Origin of the sequence: Pusillimonas sp. SM2304, assembly GCF_031628915.1 — a bacterium.
In the GTDB taxonomy this organism is placed as follows: Bacteria; Pseudomonadota; Gammaproteobacteria; order Burkholderiales; family Burkholderiaceae_B; genus Pusillimonas_C.
The window spans coordinates 543,627-563,908 of sequence record NZ_JAVLUJ010000001.1 but is presented as its reverse complement, the minus strand read 5'-3'; the positions used below and the strand labels follow the sequence as shown (position 1 = coordinate 563,908).

Sequence of the window (20,282 nt, the reverse complement as noted above, 5' to 3'; positions counted from 1 at the left end):
ACGGATGAGTGACCACAATCGGGCTATATCCTACAGCCTATGGCACACACCCGATGCGACGAGCAGAAGCATCACTCATTTATCAACGTACCAAGAATTTGAGAGCAGTCCCGCCGGGCAGTCACCCTCCGTATTTGCTGCCGGGTCAGAATCTGATTTTTTCTAATATCTGCGTCAGTTCGCCTCGCTACCTATAAGCCTGCGTATGTAAAACTAAAAACTTGCAAACCGTATCCTTGAGGATACAATAAGCGTATGTACAGCATCATTGAAACTGAGCAATTTGTACAGTGGCTCGATGGCCTAAAAGATCGTACGACTCGTGCGCGGCTACAGCTTCGTCTAAGGAAGGCGTCGCTTGGAAATCTCGGAGACCACAAATCTGTTGGTGACAACGTGTGGGAAATGCACGAAGTCTGAAATGAGCAAGATCAAGACCCGTCCGTTTGATGTATCCAACTACCTCAAGGATGAGGCAGATACCGCCGCCTATCTTCAGGCCGCAATTGAAGATGGCGATCCAGCGCTGTTGGCGGCGGCGTTGGGCGACATCGCCAGAGCCCGAGGTATGACCCAATTGGCCCGCGACACGGGACTATCTAGGGAAAGTCTTTACAAGAGTCTTTCGGGAGAGCGTGCGCCCAGCTCCGATACCTTGTTCAAGGTTATCCATGCTATGGGTTTTAAGCTGACGGTAGAGCCTCTGATTACGCAGGGCTGAATCCTGGTGTGTCAGGAGACGGCCAAGACCAGCGCGACTGCGGCACCACCGTTTAGCGCAACTCAGCAACCGTGACAATACGTGCCCCACAGGCCTCGACCAGTTCCGCATCATGACTGGCGAACAGCACGACACGGTCCCGGGACCAGGTGTTGAACTGTTCCGCCAGCGCGGCGCGCGCCTGCGTGTCCAGCCCGCTGCTGGGGCCGTCTGCCACGACGACGGCTGGTTGACCCAAGGCGGCGGCGGTCAGGAATACCTTGCGGCGCGTACCCGTGGACATTTGCTCGAAGCGCTTGTCCAGATGCGGCTCCAGTCCCAGCCGATAGGCCAGGTCAAGCACGGCATCATCGACTTTCGTGTTCTTTTCCTGGGCTACTTGCTTTAGCAATTCGCGCCCTGTCAGCATGGGAAACGTCAGGCAGTTGTCTGGCACATAGGCCAGGCGGGTTTTGGCTTGCTGCGGCGCCAGGGAGAGCGAATGCCCATCAATCCAGACATGCCCGGCATCCGGCGCGATCACGCCCGCAATAATGCCCAGCAAACTGGACTTGCCGGTGCTGTCTTCTTCGCATAGCGCCACACACCCAGGGGAGAACGCCTGGGTCAGCCCCTGGAATACGATGTGGTCGCCATAGCGCTTGCTGAGATTGTCGATGCGTAGCATGCCGGCAAGTGTACACATTCCGCTCATTCATCCCATTGCGGGTTCCAGACAATCTCCCATAGATGTCCGTCCGGGTCCTGAAAATATCCCGAATAGCCGCCCCAGAATGTATCGTGCGCTGACTTGACGATAGCGGCGCCCGCCGAAGCCGCTTGGGCCATGACGGCATCCACTTCGGCTTTCGAGGAAACGTTGTGACCCAAAGTCATCCCGGTGGGATTGGCAATGCCGGCTTCCAGCCCTGTGTCATGGGCGATGCTCGTGCGAGGCCAGAGCGCCAGGCGAAGGCCGGGCTGCAGGTCGATGAAAGCAACCGCCCCATACTCGAACTCTTTGCCTACGATGCCTTCGGTGGGAAAACCCAATCCGTCGCGGTAGAAACGCAGGGATGCTTCAAGATCGCCGACGCCAAGCGTGATGACGGTGATTCGTGGTTTCATGACCGGCTCCATTGGGAAGCTATCTCTTCAGGACAACACGCCAGGCCGGCAAGCGCCTTGTGTTGCCTTCCCGTTAATCTTTCGCCTTGGGTGCGCTAAGGCTCTTGCTGTAGTAGCCCGAGGGATCGAAGCAGCACACGCGCTTCTTGCCTGACGCAAGCATCTCGCAGGCATTCTCGACACGGCGCTGCCGGGTCTTGGCCTGCTTTGCCGATTCAACCCAATGGATCCAGTCAAGGCGCGCGATGGTCGTCGTGTCTTCCCAGGTAGATTTGGCTTCCGCAGACGTGGCAAGGGCTTCTTGCAGGTCATCGGGCAACTGCGGCTCTGGCTCTGGATCGGCCGGAGAAATTTGAACGGCAACCACGTCGCCAGGCGATGCCGCCGCAGCCTTTTGCAGCTGCTGGCTGACCTTGAGCCAGTGACTAAGCTGCCCATCGGGGTCAAGCGTGGCCCGAAAAGCGTGCCCATTAATCGTGCCGTCTACCGACGTCCTGCCGCGCCTGGGCAGCTTGTCACTGACGGTTTTCGGCAAGACAAGAAACGCCCATGCATCGTCCTTGCCCGGATTCTCGGGACGAAGCAGCTTTGTCTTGAATGCAAACCCTTCCGTTTCCGCCATGTCAGGATACCTTTGAAGCTTAGGGGGAGGTGAACCACAACCCCAGCGCAGTGGCACGTCAAATAGCGATGGACAGGAGCAGCGCTACGGGGTTTTCTCTATTTTGTATCCCTTTTGAGCTGCGTTCAAGAAAATTTGGACCGATTACAGATCGTAAGCTTTGGCCATCTTTCCTCGAATCGCTTCGATTGAACACGCTGCATGAACGTTTCAAATGTCACTCGGGATGGATTGTGACGGACTCGCAACTCGAACAAGTCATTCAGCCCATAAGGGGCTATTACATGCAAAGAGTCAGTCGCATCCAAGAAAACACCAACACATGTGGCATATTCCGGCCATGTGGCAAGCCCATCCTCTAATGAGGTTAAAGGTGAAACCTGCTGGCCGAAGGCATGTAGATACCAGTCGTGCACTCGGGCCTGATTGGTTACTTCGCACGTGAAGCCCGGAAGCAATAGACTCAGTCGCTGCTGTAGCTGTGCATCTACGTCAAGTGGCGCCTGCGCATCAAAGTATGCGACATCCAAGTCACCCACCCCTGTAGGCTCACGAAAGCCATGCAAGCTATCCCAAACCAAGGCCCGGATGACTCCGGCTCCAATGCACCATGAGGATAAGCCGAGCGAGCGTACCGCTCTTAGCGCATTCATCAACGGCGCAGAAGATTGGACTAGAGCGAACAATTGCTGTTGATAGGTGCCTTGTCTGTTGGGAATCATTTCGCTGCGACTTGCTTTTCAATGCTCTATCTAGAGATCGCGTCTTTGGATAGAAAAGGGCTGCTTCGGGCCGATTGTATCCAAAGCCGGAGAGGCTGCTTTCGACCCTGAGCGGTCATTCAGGGAATGAAAAAGCGGTTGCCTAACATAGAAGAGACTTTCGGACAGTAGGCCAATGAAAACGGGTAAATAGGATAACTGCGTCGACTGTTACCGACTGCGCACGCAAGAGCACTCGCCCTCCTATCTCACATACTTTCGACGTTCGTAGGACGTTTTTGCCGCACTACCCTCGACGATAGCAAACATAGCAGTCCGTCCGTGTTCGAGCCCAGCTCCGAGAATTTCGGCGATGAGCGTTAGACCTCGCTCATCGCAACCGATCCATCCTTCACGTGCGAGTTGAACAAATTGGGTGTTGTTCAGATATCTTGGGCAATTGCTGTATCCAATGCGATGTCCTCCATGCTTGCCTCTCGCCTCGGGTAACTCAAGAAATCGCTTGAGGTGATAGTGTCCCAAAGTGATTCCTGCAACAAGCGCATCATCTCGGGCATCGGGACGCGTCGTCTCGCAGAACTTGAAATAAAAGGCCTCGTCGGTTAAGCGCCAGTGCTTCATGGCGTGTGTGGTCGAGGGTGATTGCCTTGCAATTGCGGCTCCAGCGCGGTCCATGGCCTCAATCTGACTTCTAAGCTGCGCATCCACTAGGTACGACCAGGTCTTGCCATGATCGTCGCTCTTCGGGGCCATGGACTTGTATTGAAGCAACAGGAATGACTCGAAATCCGCCATGAAAATCAGTAAGTCGATACCAAGAACCGTCTCTAGGGGCTTCTTGTCATAGACGTGAACACGTACTTCACGCGCTCCAGGACCAACGAAACGGCCGCTTCGAGCTTCCTCTGCCCTCAGAAGGCCTTTGAAGGCCTGTTGGTCGCGTCGAATGAGATCTTGCTCTTGCAAAGGCTCATGGTCCAGCAGGTCAAGAACCGAAGTCGCGGTGCCAACGCATGAAAGATCTGCTTCTCTCAGAATCATTTTACGATCCAATGACGCAATATCAAATGTCAGGCCGAGCGCGTCGCGCTGCTCCGTGAGCCTAAGAATACGCTTTTCGTGACCCACAAGCTGACCATGTTGGTCACGCATAGCGACAAGGGAGTCCAAGCGCTCTGACAGAGCGGGCCGCTGACGCTTAATTGCATTGAGAACAAAGTGCCACTCTTCATGAGGAATGCGTCTGAATGTCTCTGCTGTGCAGAGCCGTTTAGCGGCAGGAAACACGTCAGCAACTTCCTCCTGCTTGATCGACTCTTCGATCATTATTGGCGACCACATTCGCATCTTTAATTTGCCGGTACCGCCGCTCCCATGCATGCGATCCATCAGTACCACAGCGTCGATTCCGACCTTGCCCGGTGTCAACGATAACAACGCAATTTCACGCCGCTCGAAAACCCAATCCATTGCTGAAAAGGCCTCTGATGCTTCCCCCGGATAGTGCAAGTTTTCGGCGATTTTTCCCATTCGACCAGGTTCGAACGTGAGAAAATAACCGGAATACGGAGGCTGCTTCGTTTTTGATTTTGGCGCCAACGGCTGTCCTCCTCATCAACAATGTACTGACGCACTTGGGCGCGCCGCCTAAGGAACGATAGCTACTTTTTTCTACGGTGAACTATCTATAATTAGGAAACTCTCAATATCGGCTGTCGGCACTATAGGCCAAACCAATCGGCCAATCAGTTTTCGCGACGGACTGCTCCTGGCCGATTGTAGCCAACGCCGGAGAGGCCGAACTCGACCCATTGCTGAGGCTCAGTCTCTCGGAAAGCAGACGTTCAACGTCTAGCTTGAGGGGCGCAGAGACAGCCAGCAAAGCTGGCGGGCGGAACGTCCCACTCGAAGTGCTTGTTGGGCAGCACCCCCGAGAACACAGGAGAGGAACTAAGATTTTCGGTCAAAGATGCCAGGGGCGACTGCCTCAACGTACTGACGTGAGTCAGCATGTATTTGATCCCGATAGTCGTAGCCAATTCTGTCTAGCCTCCGAATATTGTCCGCCTGGCAGCGCCCCCACTGCTCTGGCGATGGGCCTTGAGCTTGGTAGCCTCCTTGCCAGACCACAGGGCCAGAGATCATCAAATGGAATGTGTCTGTTTGAAGTTCGTCGCCTTCGTCGAAATCAAAGCGAAGGAAGCACCGATAAACAGTTGGTTCATGCCCTCCCGACTTGCGTCCAACCATTACATTGAAGTTCACAACTTCGTTGGGGGCAATGGAGTGTTTTCCAACGAAGGAGGGGGTACTTTCATCAATTGCTACGTCATATGTAAAATCTGCTTGGCTCAGACTGAATTGCATGCCTATCTGATGGCATAACCTTATGGTTTCGTTGCCGGATGATATTAGTGATCCCTTAAGAAGAAATGCCGTTACATCTCCATTATTCTTAAGAATGATGTTAAGTCTCTGCCTTAACGCGCCGTGTTCATGGTCATCGGCAATCTCCATACGCACAAGACGAATCATCGGTGGTGACTTTGGAATGGAGAGAATTGCATCTCGTCCCGCTTGAACTATCGTGCAATTGTTTCCTGCGTTTGCTGACTGAGACATCCAATGGCTCCCTTTTTCAGTCCTGCTTGTGACTTCCAACGCTCGCATCACGTCCGGCCTGAACAATTTGCGAACCTTGGCCTGCCTTAGAATTCTGATTCAATGTTATTGTCTTTTTCCCGTTGCGTTGTCGCAGTAAATGGGCCAAGACTGCCGCAACCACCGCTGTTCCTACACCGCTAAATATTATTGCCCAGTTTGTTCTAATGAAGTCGATCATCCTGTGCCTCCGTGTCGATTGGATAAGCGAGTACTTAACCCTAACCTCTGAGTAGTGTGCTGTTTGCGAAGCGGCTTCCTGATCAGGAAGCCACGCCGCTCCCGTTTCGGTGACGCCCAACTTTTTATAGGGAGACAGGTTTGCTCTTCATCATCGGCACGTGCTCCCTAACATGGCGCGGCCGCTTGGCGAAGAATGGCTTCCAGACTGGCTTTGCGCAATTCTTCTGTGCAGATGTACAGCATTAACAGAATAGCCAAAAACCTCACTCTACCGATTTCAATTCCAGAACATCAAACGGCTGCTTTGCCGCAGCAAGTCTGAGCGTCCGCTCCTGGCCGGAAGCGGCCGGTAGAGGCGGCTGAGCGCCGGCAAGGTGTCACAGGCCGAAGTCTTCCTGGAAACGATCAATTTGATGCATCTGCTCGTGCAGGATCGTCACGATACCAACGTCGTTGTTCGAGAGCCGTCGCCAGTAGACGAAATGCCGTTCGTAGCGAAAGAAGTAACCGTCGATGCCGAATTCGGCCGGGATGGGACGCGACGGTGTCTTGCGCGTATCGATTCCGGCGAAAGCCTTGAACAAGCCGTTGATATAGCGGTCGGCCTGTTGTCTTCCCCAATGATCTCGTGTGTAGCGGTAGATTTCGTCGAGCCGGTAGGTGGCCGCTTCTTGAACGCGAACCTGTACCTTGGCCACGCCCTCAAGTCCGGTTGCGGGCAATCACGTCGGCCGCGGTCAACGGCTGGTACGAAGACTCCGGGGCCGCATAGGCATGGGCCAATTCCGTCTTCAATCGGTCAAACGCTTCTTTCTCCGTACGCTCTTTATCCCGGCGGATCAGGTCGCGCATGTACTCGCTGACGTTCTCATAAGCACCGTCCTTCCCCACGTTGGCAGCGACGAAATCGCTGAGCGGGCCGCTAAGGCGGACCGTCATGGTCGTGGTGTTTGTTCGAGGCATGGGTCGCTCCCGTTGCGGTGATGTATTCAATATAACCATATTTGAATACAGCGGCAAGCCTGCGCAATGGTCTGAAGCCGCCGCAGACACAAAACCCTATTTACGCCGCCTATAAACCAGCGATATCCGCGCAAAAGCAACTTGCAGCTCCTTCGTCCCCGCCTGGAACACCACCGGCCGGCCGCGCGGGACAAAGCAGATCAGCCGCTTCGATGCCACCAGCGGTATGAACTTGGCGAACTGAATGTCTTCCCAGGCGACTTCGCGCCGGCCCAGCCACGACTGCTGTATGCCCGACTCGGTGATGCGCGTTTCGGACACCGTCATGTAGCGGGCCAGGATGACCAGGCCGATAAAGCACACAATGATGCTGCCGGAGACCATGGGGCTGATATTCTGGCCGACCGGGCTGGCGGCAATGCGGGTGATCTGGATGCCGATGAAGGCCAGCACCGCCCACGCCAGCACCTTGATCCATTTCGGCCAGGCCATGCCCTGCAGGGGCAGCGGGCCGATGTCCTGCAGAAGCTGGGCGTGCTCTTCCGGGCTGGGTTTCAGCAGGGCGGGCAGGCTCACTATGCGGCCTTGCGCGCGGCCAGCGCGGTACCCGCGCGGCTGGACGATTTGCGCCCCAGGTTTTGCGACATCCACAGCCCGGTATCGACCACGGCGTCCAGGTCGATGCCCGTTTCGATGCCCAGACCGTGCAGCATGTACAGTACGTCTTCGGTGGCGACGTTGCCCGTGGCGCCCTTGGCGTAGGGGCAGCCGCCCAGGCCGGCGACGGAGCTGTGGAAAATGGAAATGCCCGCTTCCATGGCGGCCAGGATATTGGCCAGGGATTGGCCATAGGTGTCGTGGAAGTGGCCGGACACGCGGCTGGGGTCGACGACTTCCGTGACGGCGCGCATGACTTCGCCCACGCGCTTGGCGGTGCCCACGCCTATGGTGTCGGCGACGTCGATTTCGTCGCAGCCCAGGGCCAGCATGCGCTGGGCCACATCGACCACCGATGCGATCGGGGTTTCGCCCTGGTAGGGACAGCCCAGCGAACAGCTGATGCTGCCGCGCAGCCGCAGGCCTGCGGCTTTTGCCGCCTGGGCCACAGGCTCGAAGCGGGCGATGGACTCGGCGATGGAGCAATTGATGTTCTTTTGCGAGAAGGCCTCGCTGGCGGCGCCGAAAATCACGACTTCGTCCGCCCCGGCGGCCTGGGCCGCTTCAAAGCCGCGCAGGTTGGGGGTCAGCACCGAATAGAGGGTGCCGGGCCGGCGCGTAATGCCGGCCATGACTTCGGCGCCGTCGGCCATTTGCGGCACCCACTTGGGCGAAACAAATGAGGCCGCCTCGACATTGACGAAACCCGCGGCCGACAGGCGGTTCACCAATTCGATTTTCTGGGCGGTGCTGACAAATTCTTTTTCGTTTTGCAGCCCATCGCGAGGCGAGACCTCGACGATTTTGACTTTACTGGGTAAAGACATGGCGGTAATCCTTGATAGCGTGGCGGGTCATGAACCCACTATATTACCGTGAATGTTGCGGTTGACGGCGCATGAAGCGGCCATCGTCCTGCCTGGCCACGGCCTCTGACAGCTCCAGGCCCAGCAGACGGCTGTTCAGTAAAGGCAAGTCCAGCCCGGTGCGCCTTTGCAGCGTGTCCAGGTCGATGGGGTCGAACCCCATGGCGTCCAGAATGTGCTGCGCGGTGGGGTCGTGGTCAGGGGGCGGCGGGGCGGGCTTGCCTTGGGCGGCCGCCGATGATGAGGCCTGGCCCGGCCGGCCAAGCTCCTCGTCGATATCCTGGGCCGACTCGACCAGTTTGGCGCCTTGCCGTATCAGCGCATGGCAGCCGCGCGACAAAGGCGAATGAATGGAACCGGGGATGGCAAAGACTTCCCGGCCTGTTTCGGACGCCAGGCGGGCGGTGATCAGCGAGCCGCTTTGCTTGGCCGCTTCGACGACCAGCACGCCGCGCGCCAGGCCTGCCACCAGGCGGTTGCGCTTGGGAAACTGATAGGGAATGGCGCGCGTGCCCAGCGGGAATTCCGACACCAGGGCGCCTTGCGCCGCAATCTGATGGGCCAGGTCGCGGTTGCGGGCAGGGTAGACGATGTCGATGCCGGTGCCCATGATGGCCAGGGTGCCGCCCGCATCCGGCCCCGCCTGCAGCGCGCCTTCGTGTGCGGCGGTATCGATGCCCAGGGCCAGCCCGCTGGCCACGCACCAGCCGGCTTGGGCAAGGTGCCGGGCGAATGCGCGGGCGTTATCCATGCCGCCCGCGCTGGCGCTGCGCGCCCCCACGATGGCGATGCTGGGACGGGACAGAAAGGCGGGGTCGCCATTCACGTAGAGCAGCAGCGGTGGATCGTGAATGTCCAGCAAGGCGCGGGGGTAGGCCGGATCGGCCAGCGTCAGAAGGTGGTGCCGGGGGTTGTCCAGCCACGCCAGGGTCTGGGAAATCGTGTCTTGCACGGTATCGCTGGCCGGCTGCCTGAGCTGTTGCGCCAGCGGGCCGGGCACTATCCGGGCCAGGGCGGCGGCGGGCATGGCGTAGATGTCGTGGGGCAGGCCCAGGGCGGCCAGCAAATGGCGCGCCTGGGCCGGACCCAGGCCGGGCTCAAGCGACAAGCGTATCCACGAGCAGAGCTCTTCTTTGGGCAGAATAAGGGGCATTGCGCTAGTTTGACACAAGCCAGGCCGCTTTTGGCCGCGGCGGGACGAACTTGACGCGCTGCCGGCCGCCGCTTTGGCGCGCGGGCGCAAAGTTTGTTTTATCATAGAGGCTTACACGCTTTACCGGATCTTTTCTTATGGCTTTACTCCCAATTCTTCGGTATCCCGACCCGCGCTTGCACAAGGTTGCCAAGCCGGTCCAGGAGGTCGATGATCGCATTCGCCAACTGGTGCGCGACATGGCTGAAACCATGTACGACGCCCCGGGTGTGGGGCTGGCGGCAACCCAGGTCGATGTGCACGAGCGCGTGGTCGTCATCGACGTGTCTGAAGACGGTAATGAGCTGATCGTGCTGATCAATCCGGAAATCACCTGGAAAAGCGACGAAGTCCAGGTATACGAAGAAGGCTGCCTGTCGGTCCCGGGTGTTTACGACGAGGTCCAGCGTTCGGCGCGCATACGGGTGCGCGCCCTGAACGAGCAGGGCGAAACCTATGAGTTCGATGCCGAAGGCCTGCTGGCCGTGTGTGTGCAGCATGAGCTCGATCATCTGATGGGCAAGGTGTTTGTCGAATACCTGTCGGTGCTGAAGCAGAACCGCATCAAGACGCGTCTGCGCAAACAAGAGCGCGAAGCGCTCAAGGCCTGATCATCCATGCGTATTGTTTTTGCCGGTACGCCGGAGTTCGCCCGCCAGGCGCTTGACGCCATCTTGGCGGCGGGGCATCAGGTGCCGCTGGTCCTGACCCAGCCTGACCGGCCATCGGGCCGCGGCCTGAAGCTCACGCCCAGCGCGGTCAAGCAGGCTGCCGTGGCGGCGGGTATCCCGGTCTGCCAGCCTCGCAGCTTGCGTCTGGATGGCAAGTATCCGGAAGAAGCCCGCGCGGCGCAGCAGGCGCTGCATGACGCGGCGCCCGACTTGATGGTGGTGGCCGCCTACGGCCTGATCCTGCCCGAATGGGTGCTGACGCTGCCCACGCACGGTTGTTTCAATATCCATGCCAGCCTGCTGCCGCGCTGGCGCGGCGCCGCGCCCATACAGCGCGCCATCGAGGCTGGCGATGCGCAAACCGGCGTGACCATCATGCAGATGGATCAGGGCCTGGACACGGGCGACATGCTGTTGGCGCGGACGGTGCCCATTGCCGGCACGCAGAATGCGGCGGAACTGCACGATGCGCTGGCGGTTGCGGGCGCCGGCGCTATTCTGGACGCCATCGATGCCTTGCAGCAGGGGGCGCTGACCGCGCAGCCGCAGCCTGAAACAGGCGTGACGTATGCCGCCAAGCTGGACAAGTCGGAGTCGCCGCTGGATTTCAGCCAGCCTGCGGCCATACTGGCGCGGCGCATACGCGCCTTCAATCCGGTTCCGGGCTCGACCATGGTCCTGCCCGGCCTGAAAGACCCGGTCAAGGTGTGGCATGCCCAGGCTTTGCCGGCCGCGGCCGGCGCTCAGGGCAGCCCCGAGCGGCAGCCCGGCCAGGTGCTGCAGGTGGATACCCAGGGCATCGACATCGCGACAGCCGACGGCATATTGCGCTTGCTCGAACTGCAGAAGGCAGGCGGCAAGCGCCAGCCGGTGGCGGCCTTCGTCCAGGGATGGCACGAGCGCTAGCCGGCGCTGCCGGGCCAGGGTTTACGGGGAAAGCGATGACGACACGGCCCGTTGATGAGCTCAAGCATATTTCGGCGGCAACGCTCGACCATTACCGGCAGAGCGCGGAAGGTTTTCGCAAGGGGACGGCGGACCACGATGTCAGCCAGAATATCGACGCTTTCTTGCGCCATATCCAGGGCCCGCCGCCCTATCGCGTGCTGGATTTCGGCTGCGGCCCGGGGCGCGATCTCTTGACGTTTACGCGTCTGGGCCATGTGGCCGTCGGCCTGGACGGCACCGATGCGTTTGTGGCCATGGCCCGCGATCAGGCCAACTGCGAAGTGTGGCAGCAGGATTTCCTGGCGCTGGACTTGCCCGATGCCGGTTTCGACGGTGTGTTTGCCAATGCCTCGCTGTTCCATGTGCCCAGCCTGGCTCTGCCCGGGGTGCTGGCGCAATTGCATGCAACGCTGAAACCGGGGGGCGTTCTGTTCAGTTCCAATCCGCGCGGCCAGAATCAGGAAGGCTGGAACAGCGGCCGCTACGGCGTGTATCACGATATTGAATCGTGGCGGACGCTGCTGACGGCCGCGGGGTTCACTGAACTGGAACATTATTACCGGCCGGCGGGCCTGCCGCGTGCGCAGCAGCCCTGGCTGGCCAGTGTGTGGCGCAAGGCGGACTAGACCGCGTCTGCGTACAAATCGTATTCGTCGGAATCCGTGACGCGCGCGCGCACCATATCGCCCGGCTTCAGCGTTTTGTCGCTGCTGACGAAGACATTGCCGTCGATTTCCGGCGCATCGGCGCTGGATCGGCCAATGGCGCCGTCCTCGTCGATTTCATCGATCAGCACATCGATTTCCCGGCCCACCTTGCTGGCCAGGCGGGCGGTTGAAATGGCTTGCTGGTGCGCCATGAAACGGTCCCAGCGTTCTTGCTTGACCTCGTCGGGCACCTGATCGGCCAGTTCGTTGGCGCGCGCGCCTTCCACCGGCGAATACTGGAAACAGCCTACGCGATCGAGCTGGGCCTCGGTCATCCAGTCCAGCAAGTATTGGAAGTCCTCTTCCGTTTCGCCGGGGAAGCCCACGATGAAGGTGGAGCGCAGGGTCAAGTCCGGACAGGTCTCGCGCCAGCTTTTGATGCGGGCCAGCGTGCGGTCCTCGAAGGCCGGGCGCTTCATGGCTTTCAGGATCTTGGGGCTGGCGTGCTGGAAGGGAATGTCCAGATAGGGCAGGATCTTGCCGTCGGCCATCAGCGGAATGACTTCATCGACGTGGGGATAGGGGTACACATAGTGCAGCCGGGTCCATACGCCAAAGCCGGCCAGCGCTTCGCTCAGTTGCGTCATATGGGTCTTGATGGGCCGCCCGTTCCAGAAACCGCTGCGGAACTTGACGTCGACCCCGTAGGCGCTGGTGTCCTGGGAAATGACCAGCAGCTCTTTGACCCCGGCCTTGACCAGGCGCTCGGCCTCGCCCATGACGTCGCCGATGGGGCGGCTGACCAGATTGCCGCGCATGGACGGAATAATACAGAAGCTGCAGCGGTGGTTGCAGCCTTCGGAAATCTTCAGGTAAGCGTAATGGCGCGGCGTCAGCTTGATGCCTTGCGGCGGCACCAGATCGATATACGGATCATGGCTCAGGCTGGGCGGCGCCGCTTCGTGCACGGCGCGAACCACTTGCTCGTATTGCTGGGGGCCGGTCACCGCCAGCACAGCGGGATGCACATCGCGTATCAGCGATTCTTCCACCCCCATACAGCCGGTGACGATGACTTTGCCGTTCTCGGCAATGGCCTCGCCGATCGCGTCCAGGGACTCGGCCTTGGCGCTGTCGATGAAGCCGCAGGTGTTGACCACGACGACATCGGCATTGTCGTAGTCGGGCGTGATCGCGTAGCCCTCGGTACGCAATTGCGTCAGGATGCGCTCGGAATCAACCAGCGCCTTGGGGCATCCCAGGCTGACAAAGCCGACTTTAGGGGAACTCATGGTGTACCTCGTTGAGCCTGGGGCTCGATAAATATTCGGACAAAATTCTCAAAGGATCAGGGGCGGGCTTTCCGGTGCGAACGGGTCTTGTTTGCAATTTGATGATAAAGTCCGTGTCAAAGCGAACTCACGCAGGTTGTTGCATTCGTGCCCAATACCCCCTCCAAGCCGACCCGTACTTCAGCACTCTCCGACACCATTTTGGCCAGCGCGCAAAATGTGCAGGCGGTGCTGGCCGGCCGTTCGCTGTCGGACAGCCTGGCATCGACGCCGGCCGCCTTGCGCGCTTCGGCCCAGTCGGTGTCGTTCCATGTCATGCGGCATTTGGGGCTAGCGCGTGCCGTGAAGCAGATACTGGTTCGGCGCACGCCGCCCAACCCCGCATTCGACGCCCTGCTGCTGGTGTCCCTGGCATTGCTCGACACCGCGCTGGCGTATGCCGATGAGGCGGCGCCGGACCCGGCCAAATGGCGCCGTGTCCCGGTGTATGCCGCACATACCGTGGTCGACCAGGCCGTCAAGGCAGTCGGCAGCCAGCACAAGATGCGCGCCTATAAAGCCTTGTTGAACGGCACCTTAAGGGGTTTCATACGGGAAAGAAGCGTTATTTTAGCGCAGGCCGGGGAAAACCCGGAAGCGGTCTTCAACCACCCCGCCTGGTGGGTTGCCCAGGTGCGCCGCAGTTATCCTGATCAGTGGGAAGCCTTGTTGCGCGCGGCGAACGTGCCGGGCCCCATGACTTTGCGCGTGAACGTGCGCCGCTGCTCGGTGACGCAGCTGCTGGCCGCCCTGAAGGCGGCCGATATACCGGCAGTCCATGTGCGGGATGAAGCGATCGTCCTGCTGACGCCGCAGCCGGTTCAGGCCATTCCCGGCTTCGAGCAAGGATGGTGGTCGGTGCAGGATCTGGCTGCCCAGCAGGCGGGCCTGCTGCTGCCCGTCCAGGCCGGCATGCGGGTGCTGGATGCCTGCGCGGCGCCGGGCGGGAAAACAGCCCACCTGCTGGAACGGGCCGATGTCGAGCTGCTGGCGCTGGATACGGACCCGGGCAGGCTGGAACGGGTCACGCAAAATGTGCAGCGCCTGGGCCTGGACAGCCCTTCGGTGTCCGTGCGCTGCGCCGACGCCGCCGATGTGCAGGCCTGGTGGGACGGCCAGCCCTTTGATGCCGTCCTGGCCGATGTGCCGTGCACGGCATCGGGCGTGGTGCGCCGCCACCCCGATATCAGGTGGCTAAGACGCGAGGCCGATATCGCCAAGACGGCCGCCCTGCAGCGCACGATCGTGGACGCGCTCTGGAAAACGGTCAGGCCCGGCGGCCATTTGCTTTATGCTACATGTTCCATTTTCCCGCAAGAAGGCGAGCAGCAGGCTTCCCGGTTCTGTACGCGCCATGCCGATGCGGTCCGGCTTGCCGCGCCGGGGCAATTGTTGCCCCTGGCCGATGATCAGGCGGTGTCCCATGATGGCTTCTTCTATGCATTGTTTGCCAAGAAGACCTGAGTCGACAAAAATGGCGTATTGGTTCGGTTTTATGTATGTATACCGGTGAGCATTCATGTTGCGACTTTTGCTGACTTTCGTTCTGTGCCTGTTCGTGCCCGCGCATGCCGATGTCGGCATGCCGGACGAGGGCGAGCGCGTGGTCAGCGTAGAGCCGGTCGTGCGCGACGGTAAGCTGTATATCGACGCGGATATCGATTTCTCGGTCACCGGCGATTTGCGCAATGCCGCCCAGAAAGGGGTGCCCATCTACTTTACCGCCGATCTTGAGATCGTCTCGACGCGCTGGTGGTGGTTCGACAAGAAGGTCGTCAACGAGCAGCAAACCTGGCGCATTGTGTATAACGCCCTGACACGGCAATGGCGGGTGGGCACGGGCGAGCTGTCCTTGCCCGAGTCGTCGCTGGACGATGCGCTGTCCCTGGTGCGCAATATACGCGGCTGGGCCGTTGCGAACATCAACGACCTGGAGCACGATGAAGAATATACAGGGCGATTGCGCGTGCGCCTTGATACCTCGCTTCTTGCCCGGCCCTTCCAGGTCGACGCGCTCAATAGCAGTGCCTGGTCCCTCGCTACCCCATGGAAAAATTTCAGCTTTTCAATTTCCGTCGACGAGCCTCGGCCTTAACCCGCTGGAGCCTGCGCATCGCGCTGGCCGTCGCGGCCGGCAGTGCGCTGGCGCTGCTGGCCCTGTTGGTATGGTCCACCGGGAATGCGTCGCGCTATGCCCAGCAATACGACACACTGCTGGTGCTCAATGGCATCTTTGCCGTCGCCTTGATTTCGTGGGTGGTGGTGCTGGCGGCGCGGCTGATGCGCCAGATCCGCCGGCGGCAGTTCGGCGCGCGGCTGACCGCCCGGTTCGCTTTGTACTTCGCCCTGATCGGTGTGCTGCCGGGCGTGCTGATCTACGTCCTGTCGGTGCAGTTCATGTCGCGCTCCATCGAGTCGTGGTTCAACGTCCGGGTCGACAGCGCGCTCGAGGCCGGCCTGAATCTGGGCCGTGCCGCGCTTGATTCGCAACTGGGCGATCTGAACAGCCGCGCCAAGGACATGGCCGTCCAGTTGGGCAATGCCAGCGACGCCGACATGGCGCTTATCATTACGCGCCTGCGCGAATCCAGCGGCGTGGCCGAGGCGCTGGTGTTTACCGGCAACGGACGCCTGGTCGCCTTTTCTTCATCCGCCTTCGGGCAGCTTTTTCCGGACGTGCCGCCTTCCAGCGTCATCAACCAGTTGCGTGTATCGCGCGGCTACTCCGCCGCCGAGGCCGACGAAGTGCCCGACGGCGCGCAAGAAGAAGGCGCCGCGTCCAATATCGGTTTGCACCTGCGGGTGGTGGTGCCGGTCAGCACACCCGACCGGCTTTCGACCTCATTGGGGGTCTCGCCCGATACGCGCTGGCTCCAGGTGATCGAGTCCGTGCCCGAGCAAATCGCCCGCAATGCGAACCAGGTCCAGCAAGGGTTCCGCGACTATCAGGAACTGGCCTTGTCGCGGCTGGGCTTGCGCAAGCTGTACGGCATCACCCTGACCCTGGCGCTGATCCTGGCCGTGTTCGCCGCCGTGGTGGTGGCCCTGGCCGTTTCCCGCCGCCTGGTCAGCCCCCTGCTGACCTTGGCCGCCGGCACGCAGGCGGTGGGGGTGGGCGATTACCGGCCCTTGCCCGAGCCGCCCGAAAAAGACGAAGTGGGGCAACTGACCCGATCCTTCAATGCCATGACGCGGCAACTGGACGAAGCGCGTCATATGGTCGAGAAGAACCGCCAGCAACTGGAGCGTTCCAACGTCTATCTGGAGTCCGTGCTCAGCAACCTGTCGTCGGGTGTGCTGGTGTTCGATGAAATGTTCCGGGTGACCATGTTCAACCAAGGCGCGCAAAGCATTTTGCGCGTGGACTTGCGCTCGGTCAAAGGGCGCCCGCTGGAAACGGCCGACGGCGCCTTTGCCTTGTCGCAACTGATACGTCAGGCCTTTGCCGCGCACACCGCCGTCGGCTCGGAGCGCTTGTACTGGCAGCAGCAATTCGAGCTGGAGCTGGAAGCCGCCACCGACAATGAACAGAAAAAACACGTGGTCACGCTGCTGGCGCGGGGAACGCATTTAAGCGTGGATGGGCGCGGCAACGGCTATCTGGTGGTGTTCGACGACATCAGCGAAGTCATTTCGGCCAGCCGTACCGTCGCGTGGGGCGAAGTCGCCAGGCGGCTCGCGCACGAGATCAAGAATCCGCTGACGCCCATACAGCTTTCGGCGGAGCGGCTGGCCATGAAGCTGGAGGGGCGCCTGAGCACGGAAGATGCCGCCATGCTGACGCGCTCGACCAATACCATCGTGAACCAGGTGGCCTCGCTCAAGAAAATGGTGGACGACTTCCGCGAGTATGCGCGCACGCCGCCCGCGCAAATGCAGCCCATTGACATCAACGGGCTGGTTGCCGATGTCCTGGCGCTTTACGGCTGGGATCCCGTCGTCGGCACAGTGCGCGAGGATGGCCGCAGCGTCGGGCTGCATGTGGAGTTCGACCCGGAGCTTCCCCATGTCGAGGGCGATCCAACGCAATTGCGGCAAGTCATCCATAATCTGCTGGCCAACGCCCGCGATGCCGCCACGCAGGACCAGCCCCTTGCGGATGCCCGGATTTATGTGCAGACTAAGCGGACCCATTCGCGTACCGACGATGGCGCCGAGCACCTTGCCGTCAGGCTGACGGTGGCCGACAATGGATCGGGCTTTGCGCCGCAGGTGCTCAATCGGGTGTTCGAGCCTTATGTCACGACCAAGGCAAGCGGAACAGGGCTTGGACTTGCTATAGTTAAAAAAATTATCGAGGAACACGGCGGCCGGATTGATATTTCAAACCGCCGTGAGGGGGGCGCACGCATTTCCATCCTCTTGATGCGCCTTGCCAATGTACAGTCCGCGCTGGACGAAGCAGAGCAAGGGAACGATAATGCGGAAAAAAGGTAGGTGACGCTTTATGGCCAGAATTCTGGTTGTTGATGACGAAATTGGTATCCGTGAACTCTTGTCAGAAATTCTTTACGACGAAGGGCACACGGTAGAGCTTGCAGAAAACGCCGCACAGGCAAGGGCTGCGCGCCTGCGGGCACGACCCGATCTGGTCCTGCTCGATATCTGGATGCCCGACACCGATGGGGTCAGCCTGCTCAAAGAGTGGGGCTCGCAGGGTTTGCTCGACATGCCGGTCATCATGATGAGCGGTCACGCCACCGTCGATACCGCCGTCGAGGCCACGCGTATCGGCGCCGTCGATTTTCTTGAAAAACCCATTACGCTTCAGAAGCTGCTGAAGACCATCGCCGCCGGGCTGGCCAGGCCGGTGGTGACGCCGGCCCTGGTGGCGGCCGCGCGATTGCCCGAACGCAGCAACACCGATCAGGCGCCGCGGCTCACCACGGGGCCGCTGCCCGAAGCGCCGGAACCGGTCGTCGAACCCAACAATTCGCTGTTGGGCAGCATTTCGCTGGATCAGCCCCTGCGCGATGCGCGCGATGAGTTCGAACGCATTTATTTCGAATACCATCTGGGCCGTGAAAACCACAGCATGACGCGCGTGTCCGAGAAAACCGGCCTGGAGCGCACGCACCTGTATCGCAAGCTCAAGCAACTGGGTATTGATTCTTCGCGCAAGAAGAACACCACCGCCTGACCCTGAACGGAATCAGGGCTTGTCGCTTTTCCGGGGCTTGACGGTGGGCCGTGTGTTGTTGGGATCTTTCGAGCGGCCTATCGACCCCACCGAAATCCGCGTTTCGCCCGGCATGGCTTGGTATGCCGCCGAACGCCAGGCATGGCCGTAGGCGACTTCCAGGCTCAGATGGATTGTGCCGTCGTGGCCGCGTTGCGCTTCCAGGGCGTTCAGCAGCCTTTCCTGCCATGCCCGCCCGCTTAGCCCCTGTTTGCGATCCATGCTGGGGTTGCCCCCCAGCACGCGCATGTCCTCGAGCAGCTTCTGCGGTGTGCGGTAAGTCAGTGTCAGGATTTCCTGGTCCATGACCGGATCGGCGAACCCGCGTTCGATCAGCAGGTCGCCGAAATCGTGCATGTCGACAAATTCAGGCGTGGCGGTGGCCAGCCCCGCGCGCTCGATGGCGCTGCGCAGTTCCGCCAGCGACCCCGGGCCCAGGCACGAGAACATGACCAGGGCGCCCGGCTTAAGAATGCGGCGCCATTCGCTCAAGACATCATGAGGCTCCGGATGCCAGTGCAGGGCCATGTTGGACCACACCAGGTCCTGGGATTCCGGGGCAAGCCCCGAGCTGGCCATGTCGGCCTGCACAAAGCGGACGGGGGGGGTCGGCTTGTTGCGCAGCTTTTGCCACAGCCCCGGCTTGGCGACATAGCGCTCACGGGCGACATCCAGCAGTGCCGCACAGTTGTCCAGCCCGGCATAGTCCAGGGTGGGATAACGCGCGCGCAAAGGCTCAAGCGCATGCCCGGCGCCACAGCCCGCATCCAGCACGGTCACGGGTGCGATGCGTATATAGCTCAATCGTTGCAGCATCCGCTGGGCGACCTCGCCATACAGGAACTGGGCGGCATCCAGGGGGCTGCGGCGGGCAAACTGCTGGCGGACATGCGCTGGATTGATGCGCAGGGAAGGTGGCTGTGACATTGATGTGTACGCGCGTATGGTATTTGGAAAAGAAAAATGCTCAGATAGCGGCAGCGTCGTTGCCTACGAGGAAATCCTATTATGGCCTATCTGCATGCCTTGCGCGAATTCACCGCCCGCCTGCTTGGGCAGGTGCCCGCAAGCTGCGGCCTGTGCCTGGGCAGCGCACAAGGAGGGCGGCTTTGCGGCTATTGTCATCGCGCCGTCACGCACTCCATGGCCCAAAGCGGGCCCCGATGCACTGTATGCCAGCTGGTCCTGAACGGCGCAGGCATCTGTCCCGACTGTGTGCAGCATACCCCCGCGTTCGACCGCGTCATTGCGGCATTCGACTATGCGCCGCCCGGCGACCTGCTGATCCATCGCCTGAAAGTACAGCGGCAATTTATCAGCGCCGGGATGCTTGCGGGCCTGCTGGCCGACGCCGTGCTGGCGTCGACCCCCGCATTGCACGCCGATGCCGTACTGGTGCCTGTGCCGGCCAGCCGGGCCGCGCTGCTGCGGCGCGGCTTCAATCCCGCCGCCGAGCTTGCCCGCAGCCTGGCAAGAAAGCTGCGCAGGCCCTGCCGGCCCGAGTTGCTGCTGCGTACGCGGGAAGGCGTCAAGCAGGCCCAGCTAGGCCGCATAGAGCGGGCGCGTAGCGTCCAGGCGCTGTATAGCTGCCCCCCGCGTGTGCAGGGCCTGCACATTGCCGTCGTCGATGACGTGCTGACGACAGGCAGTACCCTGCACAGCATTGCGAAGGCCTTTAAAGCCGGGGGAGCGGCGTCGGTATGGGGGCTGGTACTGGCCCGCACGCCCTATCCTGCCGACGGCCTTGCCGCGGCACCCGGGCCGGATCCACGTGATTGAAACGACGTAGCCTGTAAAATCAGGGCCGGCGCG

Annotated in this window: 22 protein-coding genes and 1 pseudogene; 10 read left to right on the top strand and 13 right to left on the bottom strand. The window is 60.5% G+C overall.

Features of this window, described 5'->3' with window-relative positions:
* Positions 1–8: 8 nt before the first annotated feature.
* Together RE432_RS02625 and RE432_RS02620 are read left to right on the top strand one after the other, a co-directional pair.
* Positions 9–110: pseudogene (locus RE432_RS02625) on the top strand (integrase); the annotation flags it as partial.
* Positions 111–421: 311 nt separating this feature from the next.
* Positions 422–721: an addiction module antidote protein gene (locus tag RE432_RS02620; RefSeq protein ID WP_310931661.1), complete on the top strand. Its 300-nt coding sequence runs from the start codon at positions 422–424 to the stop codon at positions 719–721.
* A gap of 52 nt (positions 722–773) precedes the next feature.
* Here RE432_RS02620 and RE432_RS02615 read toward each other — a convergent pair whose 3' ends face one another.
* The 11 genes from RE432_RS02615 to dprA form a co-directional block, all read right to left on the bottom strand.
* The gene (locus tag RE432_RS02615; protein ID WP_310933002.1) at positions 774–1,388 is read right to left on the bottom strand and encodes an ATP-binding cassette domain-containing protein; all 615 of its coding nucleotides are present in this window, start codon (positions 1,386–1,388) and stop codon (positions 774–776) included.
* 23 nt (positions 1,389–1,411) lie between these two features.
* Positions 1,412–1,828 (bottom strand): VOC family protein, encoded by a 417-nt coding sequence (locus RE432_RS02610; protein ID WP_310931660.1) that lies wholly within the window; start codon positions 1,826–1,828, stop codon positions 1,412–1,414.
* 73 nt (positions 1,829–1,901) lie between these two features.
* Positions 1,902–2,450, bottom strand: a complete 549-nt coding sequence (locus RE432_RS02605; RefSeq protein ID WP_310931659.1) for a YdeI/OmpD-associated family protein — start codon at positions 2,448–2,450, stop codon at positions 1,902–1,904.
* Positions 2,451–2,575: 125 nt separating this feature from the next.
* Positions 2,576–3,103: a nucleotidyltransferase family protein gene (locus RE432_RS02600; RefSeq protein WP_310933001.1), complete on the bottom strand. Its 528-nt coding sequence runs from the start codon at positions 3,101–3,103 to the stop codon at positions 2,576–2,578.
* Between the two features lie 312 nt (positions 3,104–3,415).
* Positions 3,416–4,771 (bottom strand): hypothetical protein, encoded by a 1,356-nt coding sequence (locus tag RE432_RS02595; RefSeq protein ID WP_310931658.1) that lies wholly within the window; start codon positions 4,769–4,771, stop codon positions 3,416–3,418.
* Positions 4,772–5,122: 351 nt separating this feature from the next.
* Positions 5,123–5,794 carry a hypothetical protein gene (locus RE432_RS02590; protein WP_310931657.1) on the bottom strand — a complete coding sequence of 224 codons (672 nt, stop codon included), beginning with the start codon at positions 5,792–5,794 and terminating at the stop codon, positions 5,123–5,125.
* Between the two features lie 599 nt (positions 5,795–6,393).
* Positions 6,394–6,738, bottom strand: coding sequence for a type II toxin-antitoxin system RelE/ParE family toxin (locus RE432_RS02585; protein ID WP_310931656.1), 345 nt, complete (start codon positions 6,736–6,738; stop codon positions 6,394–6,396).
* Positions 6,719–6,979, bottom strand: a complete 261-nt coding sequence (locus RE432_RS02580) for an addiction module antitoxin (RefSeq protein WP_310931655.1) — start codon at positions 6,977–6,979, stop codon at positions 6,719–6,721. The genes RE432_RS02585 and RE432_RS02580 overlap by 20 nt, the downstream gene beginning before the upstream one ends.
* Positions 6,980–7,075: 96 nt before the next feature.
* A complete protein-coding gene (locus tag RE432_RS02575; protein WP_409079802.1) occupies positions 7,076–7,555 on the bottom strand; it encodes a hypothetical protein in 480 nt (159 codons plus the stop codon).
* A complete protein-coding gene (locus tag RE432_RS02570; RefSeq protein WP_310931654.1) occupies positions 7,555–8,463 on the bottom strand; it encodes a hydroxymethylglutaryl-CoA lyase in 909 nt (302 codons plus the stop codon). Before RE432_RS02570 ends, RE432_RS02575 begins: the two co-directional genes overlap by 1 nt.
* Before the next feature lie 43 nt (positions 8,464–8,506).
* The gene (gene dprA, locus RE432_RS02565) at positions 8,507–9,655 is read right to left on the bottom strand and encodes a DNA-processing protein DprA (RefSeq protein WP_310931653.1); all 1,149 of its coding nucleotides are present in this window, start codon (positions 9,653–9,655) and stop codon (positions 8,507–8,509) included.
* A 137-nt stretch (positions 9,656–9,792) separates the two neighbouring features.
* Here dprA and def point away from each other — a divergent pair, with 137 nt between their 5' ends.
* Genes def through RE432_RS02550 form a run of 3 tightly spaced genes read left to right on the top strand, consistent with a single transcriptional unit; the run spans position 9,793 to position 11,939 of the window.
* A complete protein-coding gene (def, locus tag RE432_RS02560) occupies positions 9,793–10,305 on the top strand; it encodes a peptide deformylase (protein ID WP_310931652.1) in 513 nt (170 codons plus the stop codon).
* A 6-nt stretch (positions 10,306–10,311) separates the two neighbouring features.
* Positions 10,312–11,271 (top strand): methionyl-tRNA formyltransferase, encoded by a 960-nt coding sequence (fmt, locus tag RE432_RS02555; RefSeq protein ID WP_310931651.1) that lies wholly within the window; start codon positions 10,312–10,314, stop codon positions 11,269–11,271.
* Positions 11,272–11,306: 35 nt separating this feature from the next.
* Positions 11,307–11,939 carry a class I SAM-dependent methyltransferase gene (locus RE432_RS02550; protein WP_310931650.1) on the top strand — a complete coding sequence of 211 codons (633 nt, stop codon included), beginning with the start codon at positions 11,307–11,309 and terminating at the stop codon, positions 11,937–11,939.
* Here RE432_RS02550 and rimO read toward each other — a convergent pair.
* Positions 11,936–13,252, bottom strand: coding sequence for a 30S ribosomal protein S12 methylthiotransferase RimO (rimO, locus tag RE432_RS02545; RefSeq protein ID WP_310931649.1), 1,317 nt, complete (start codon positions 13,250–13,252; stop codon positions 11,936–11,938). The genes RE432_RS02550 and rimO overlap by 4 nt on opposite strands.
* Before the next feature lie 147 nt (positions 13,253–13,399).
* Here rimO and rsmB point away from each other — a divergent pair, with 147 nt between their 5' ends.
* The 4 genes from rsmB to RE432_RS02525 are packed head-to-tail and all read left to right on the top strand — an operon-like array spanning position 13,400 to position 18,431.
* On the top strand, positions 13,400–14,755 hold the full coding sequence (gene rsmB, locus RE432_RS02540; protein ID WP_310931648.1) for a 16S rRNA (cytosine(967)-C(5))-methyltransferase RsmB: 1,356 nt from the start codon (positions 13,400–13,402) through the stop codon (positions 14,753–14,755).
* Positions 14,756–14,810: 55 nt separating this feature from the next.
* On the top strand, positions 14,811–15,386 hold the full coding sequence (locus RE432_RS02535) for a DUF4390 domain-containing protein (RefSeq protein ID WP_409079801.1): 576 nt from the start codon (positions 14,811–14,813) through the stop codon (positions 15,384–15,386).
* Entirely contained in the window at positions 15,338–17,728 is a 2,391-nt protein-coding gene (locus RE432_RS02530) for an ATP-binding protein (RefSeq protein ID WP_310931647.1), read from the top strand. Before RE432_RS02535 ends, RE432_RS02530 begins: the two co-directional genes overlap by 49 nt.
* Before the next feature lie 10 nt (positions 17,729–17,738).
* The gene (locus RE432_RS02525) at positions 17,739–18,431 is read left to right on the top strand and encodes a response regulator (protein ID WP_310931646.1); all 693 of its coding nucleotides are present in this window, start codon (positions 17,739–17,741) and stop codon (positions 18,429–18,431) included.
* A gap of 12 nt (positions 18,432–18,443) precedes the next feature.
* Here RE432_RS02525 and RE432_RS02520 read toward each other — a convergent pair whose 3' ends face one another.
* Positions 18,444–19,397, bottom strand: a complete 954-nt coding sequence (locus RE432_RS02520) for a methyltransferase domain-containing protein (RefSeq protein ID WP_310931645.1) — start codon at positions 19,395–19,397, stop codon at positions 18,444–18,446.
* Between the two features lie 81 nt (positions 19,398–19,478).
* Here RE432_RS02520 and RE432_RS02515 point away from each other — a divergent pair, with 81 nt between their 5' ends.
* The gene (locus tag RE432_RS02515) at positions 19,479–20,249 is read left to right on the top strand and encodes a ComF family protein (protein ID WP_310931644.1); all 771 of its coding nucleotides are present in this window, start codon (positions 19,479–19,481) and stop codon (positions 20,247–20,249) included.
* Positions 20,250–20,282: the final 33 nt, after the last annotated feature.

Coding starts and splice junctions, on each gene's coding strand:
- fmt (WP_310931651.1), top strand. CDS start 10,312: ATGCGTATTGTTTTTGCCGGTACGCCGGAGTTCGCCCGCCAGGCGCTT.
- RE432_RS02620 (WP_310931661.1), top strand. CDS start 422: ATGAGCAAGATCAAGACCCGTCCGTTTGATGTATCCAACTACCTCAAG.
- RE432_RS02590 (WP_310931657.1), bottom strand. CDS start 5,794: ATGTCTCAGTCAGCAAACGCAGGAAACAATTGCACGATAGTTCAAGCG.
- RE432_RS02520 (WP_310931645.1), bottom strand. CDS start 19,397: ATGTCACAGCCACCTTCCCTGCGCATCAATCCAGCGCATGTCCGCCAG.
- RE432_RS02515 (WP_310931644.1), top strand. CDS start 19,479: ATGGCCTATCTGCATGCCTTGCGCGAATTCACCGCCCGCCTGCTTGGG.
- RE432_RS02525 (WP_310931646.1), top strand. CDS start 17,739: ATGGCCAGAATTCTGGTTGTTGATGACGAAATTGGTATCCGTGAACTC.
- def (WP_310931652.1), top strand. CDS start 9,793: ATGGCTTTACTCCCAATTCTTCGGTATCCCGACCCGCGCTTGCACAAG.
- rimO (WP_310931649.1), bottom strand. CDS start 13,252: ATGAGTTCCCCTAAAGTCGGCTTTGTCAGCCTGGGATGCCCCAAGGCG.
- dprA (WP_310931653.1), bottom strand. CDS start 9,655: ATGCCCCTTATTCTGCCCAAAGAAGAGCTCTGCTCGTGGATACGCTTG.
- RE432_RS02615 (WP_310933002.1), bottom strand. CDS start 1,388: ATGCTACGCATCGACAATCTCAGCAAGCGCTATGGCGACCACATCGTA.
- RE432_RS02530 (WP_310931647.1), top strand. CDS start 15,338: ATGGAAAAATTTCAGCTTTTCAATTTCCGTCGACGAGCCTCGGCCTTA.
- RE432_RS02580 (WP_310931655.1), bottom strand. CDS start 6,979: ATGCCTCGAACAAACACCACGACCATGACGGTCCGCCTTAGCGGCCCG.
- RE432_RS02600 (WP_310933001.1), bottom strand. CDS start 3,103: ATGAATGCGCTAAGAGCGGTACGCTCGCTCGGCTTATCCTCATGGTGC.
- RE432_RS02570 (WP_310931654.1), bottom strand. CDS start 8,463: ATGTCTTTACCCAGTAAAGTCAAAATCGTCGAGGTCTCGCCTCGCGAT.
- RE432_RS02550 (WP_310931650.1), top strand. CDS start 11,307: ATGACGACACGGCCCGTTGATGAGCTCAAGCATATTTCGGCGGCAACG.
- RE432_RS02610 (WP_310931660.1), bottom strand. CDS start 1,828: ATGAAACCACGAATCACCGTCATCACGCTTGGCGTCGGCGATCTTGAA.
- RE432_RS02605 (WP_310931659.1), bottom strand. CDS start 2,450: ATGGCGGAAACGGAAGGGTTTGCATTCAAGACAAAGCTGCTTCGTCCC.
- RE432_RS02535 (WP_409079801.1), top strand. CDS start 14,811: ATGTTGCGACTTTTGCTGACTTTCGTTCTGTGCCTGTTCGTGCCCGCG.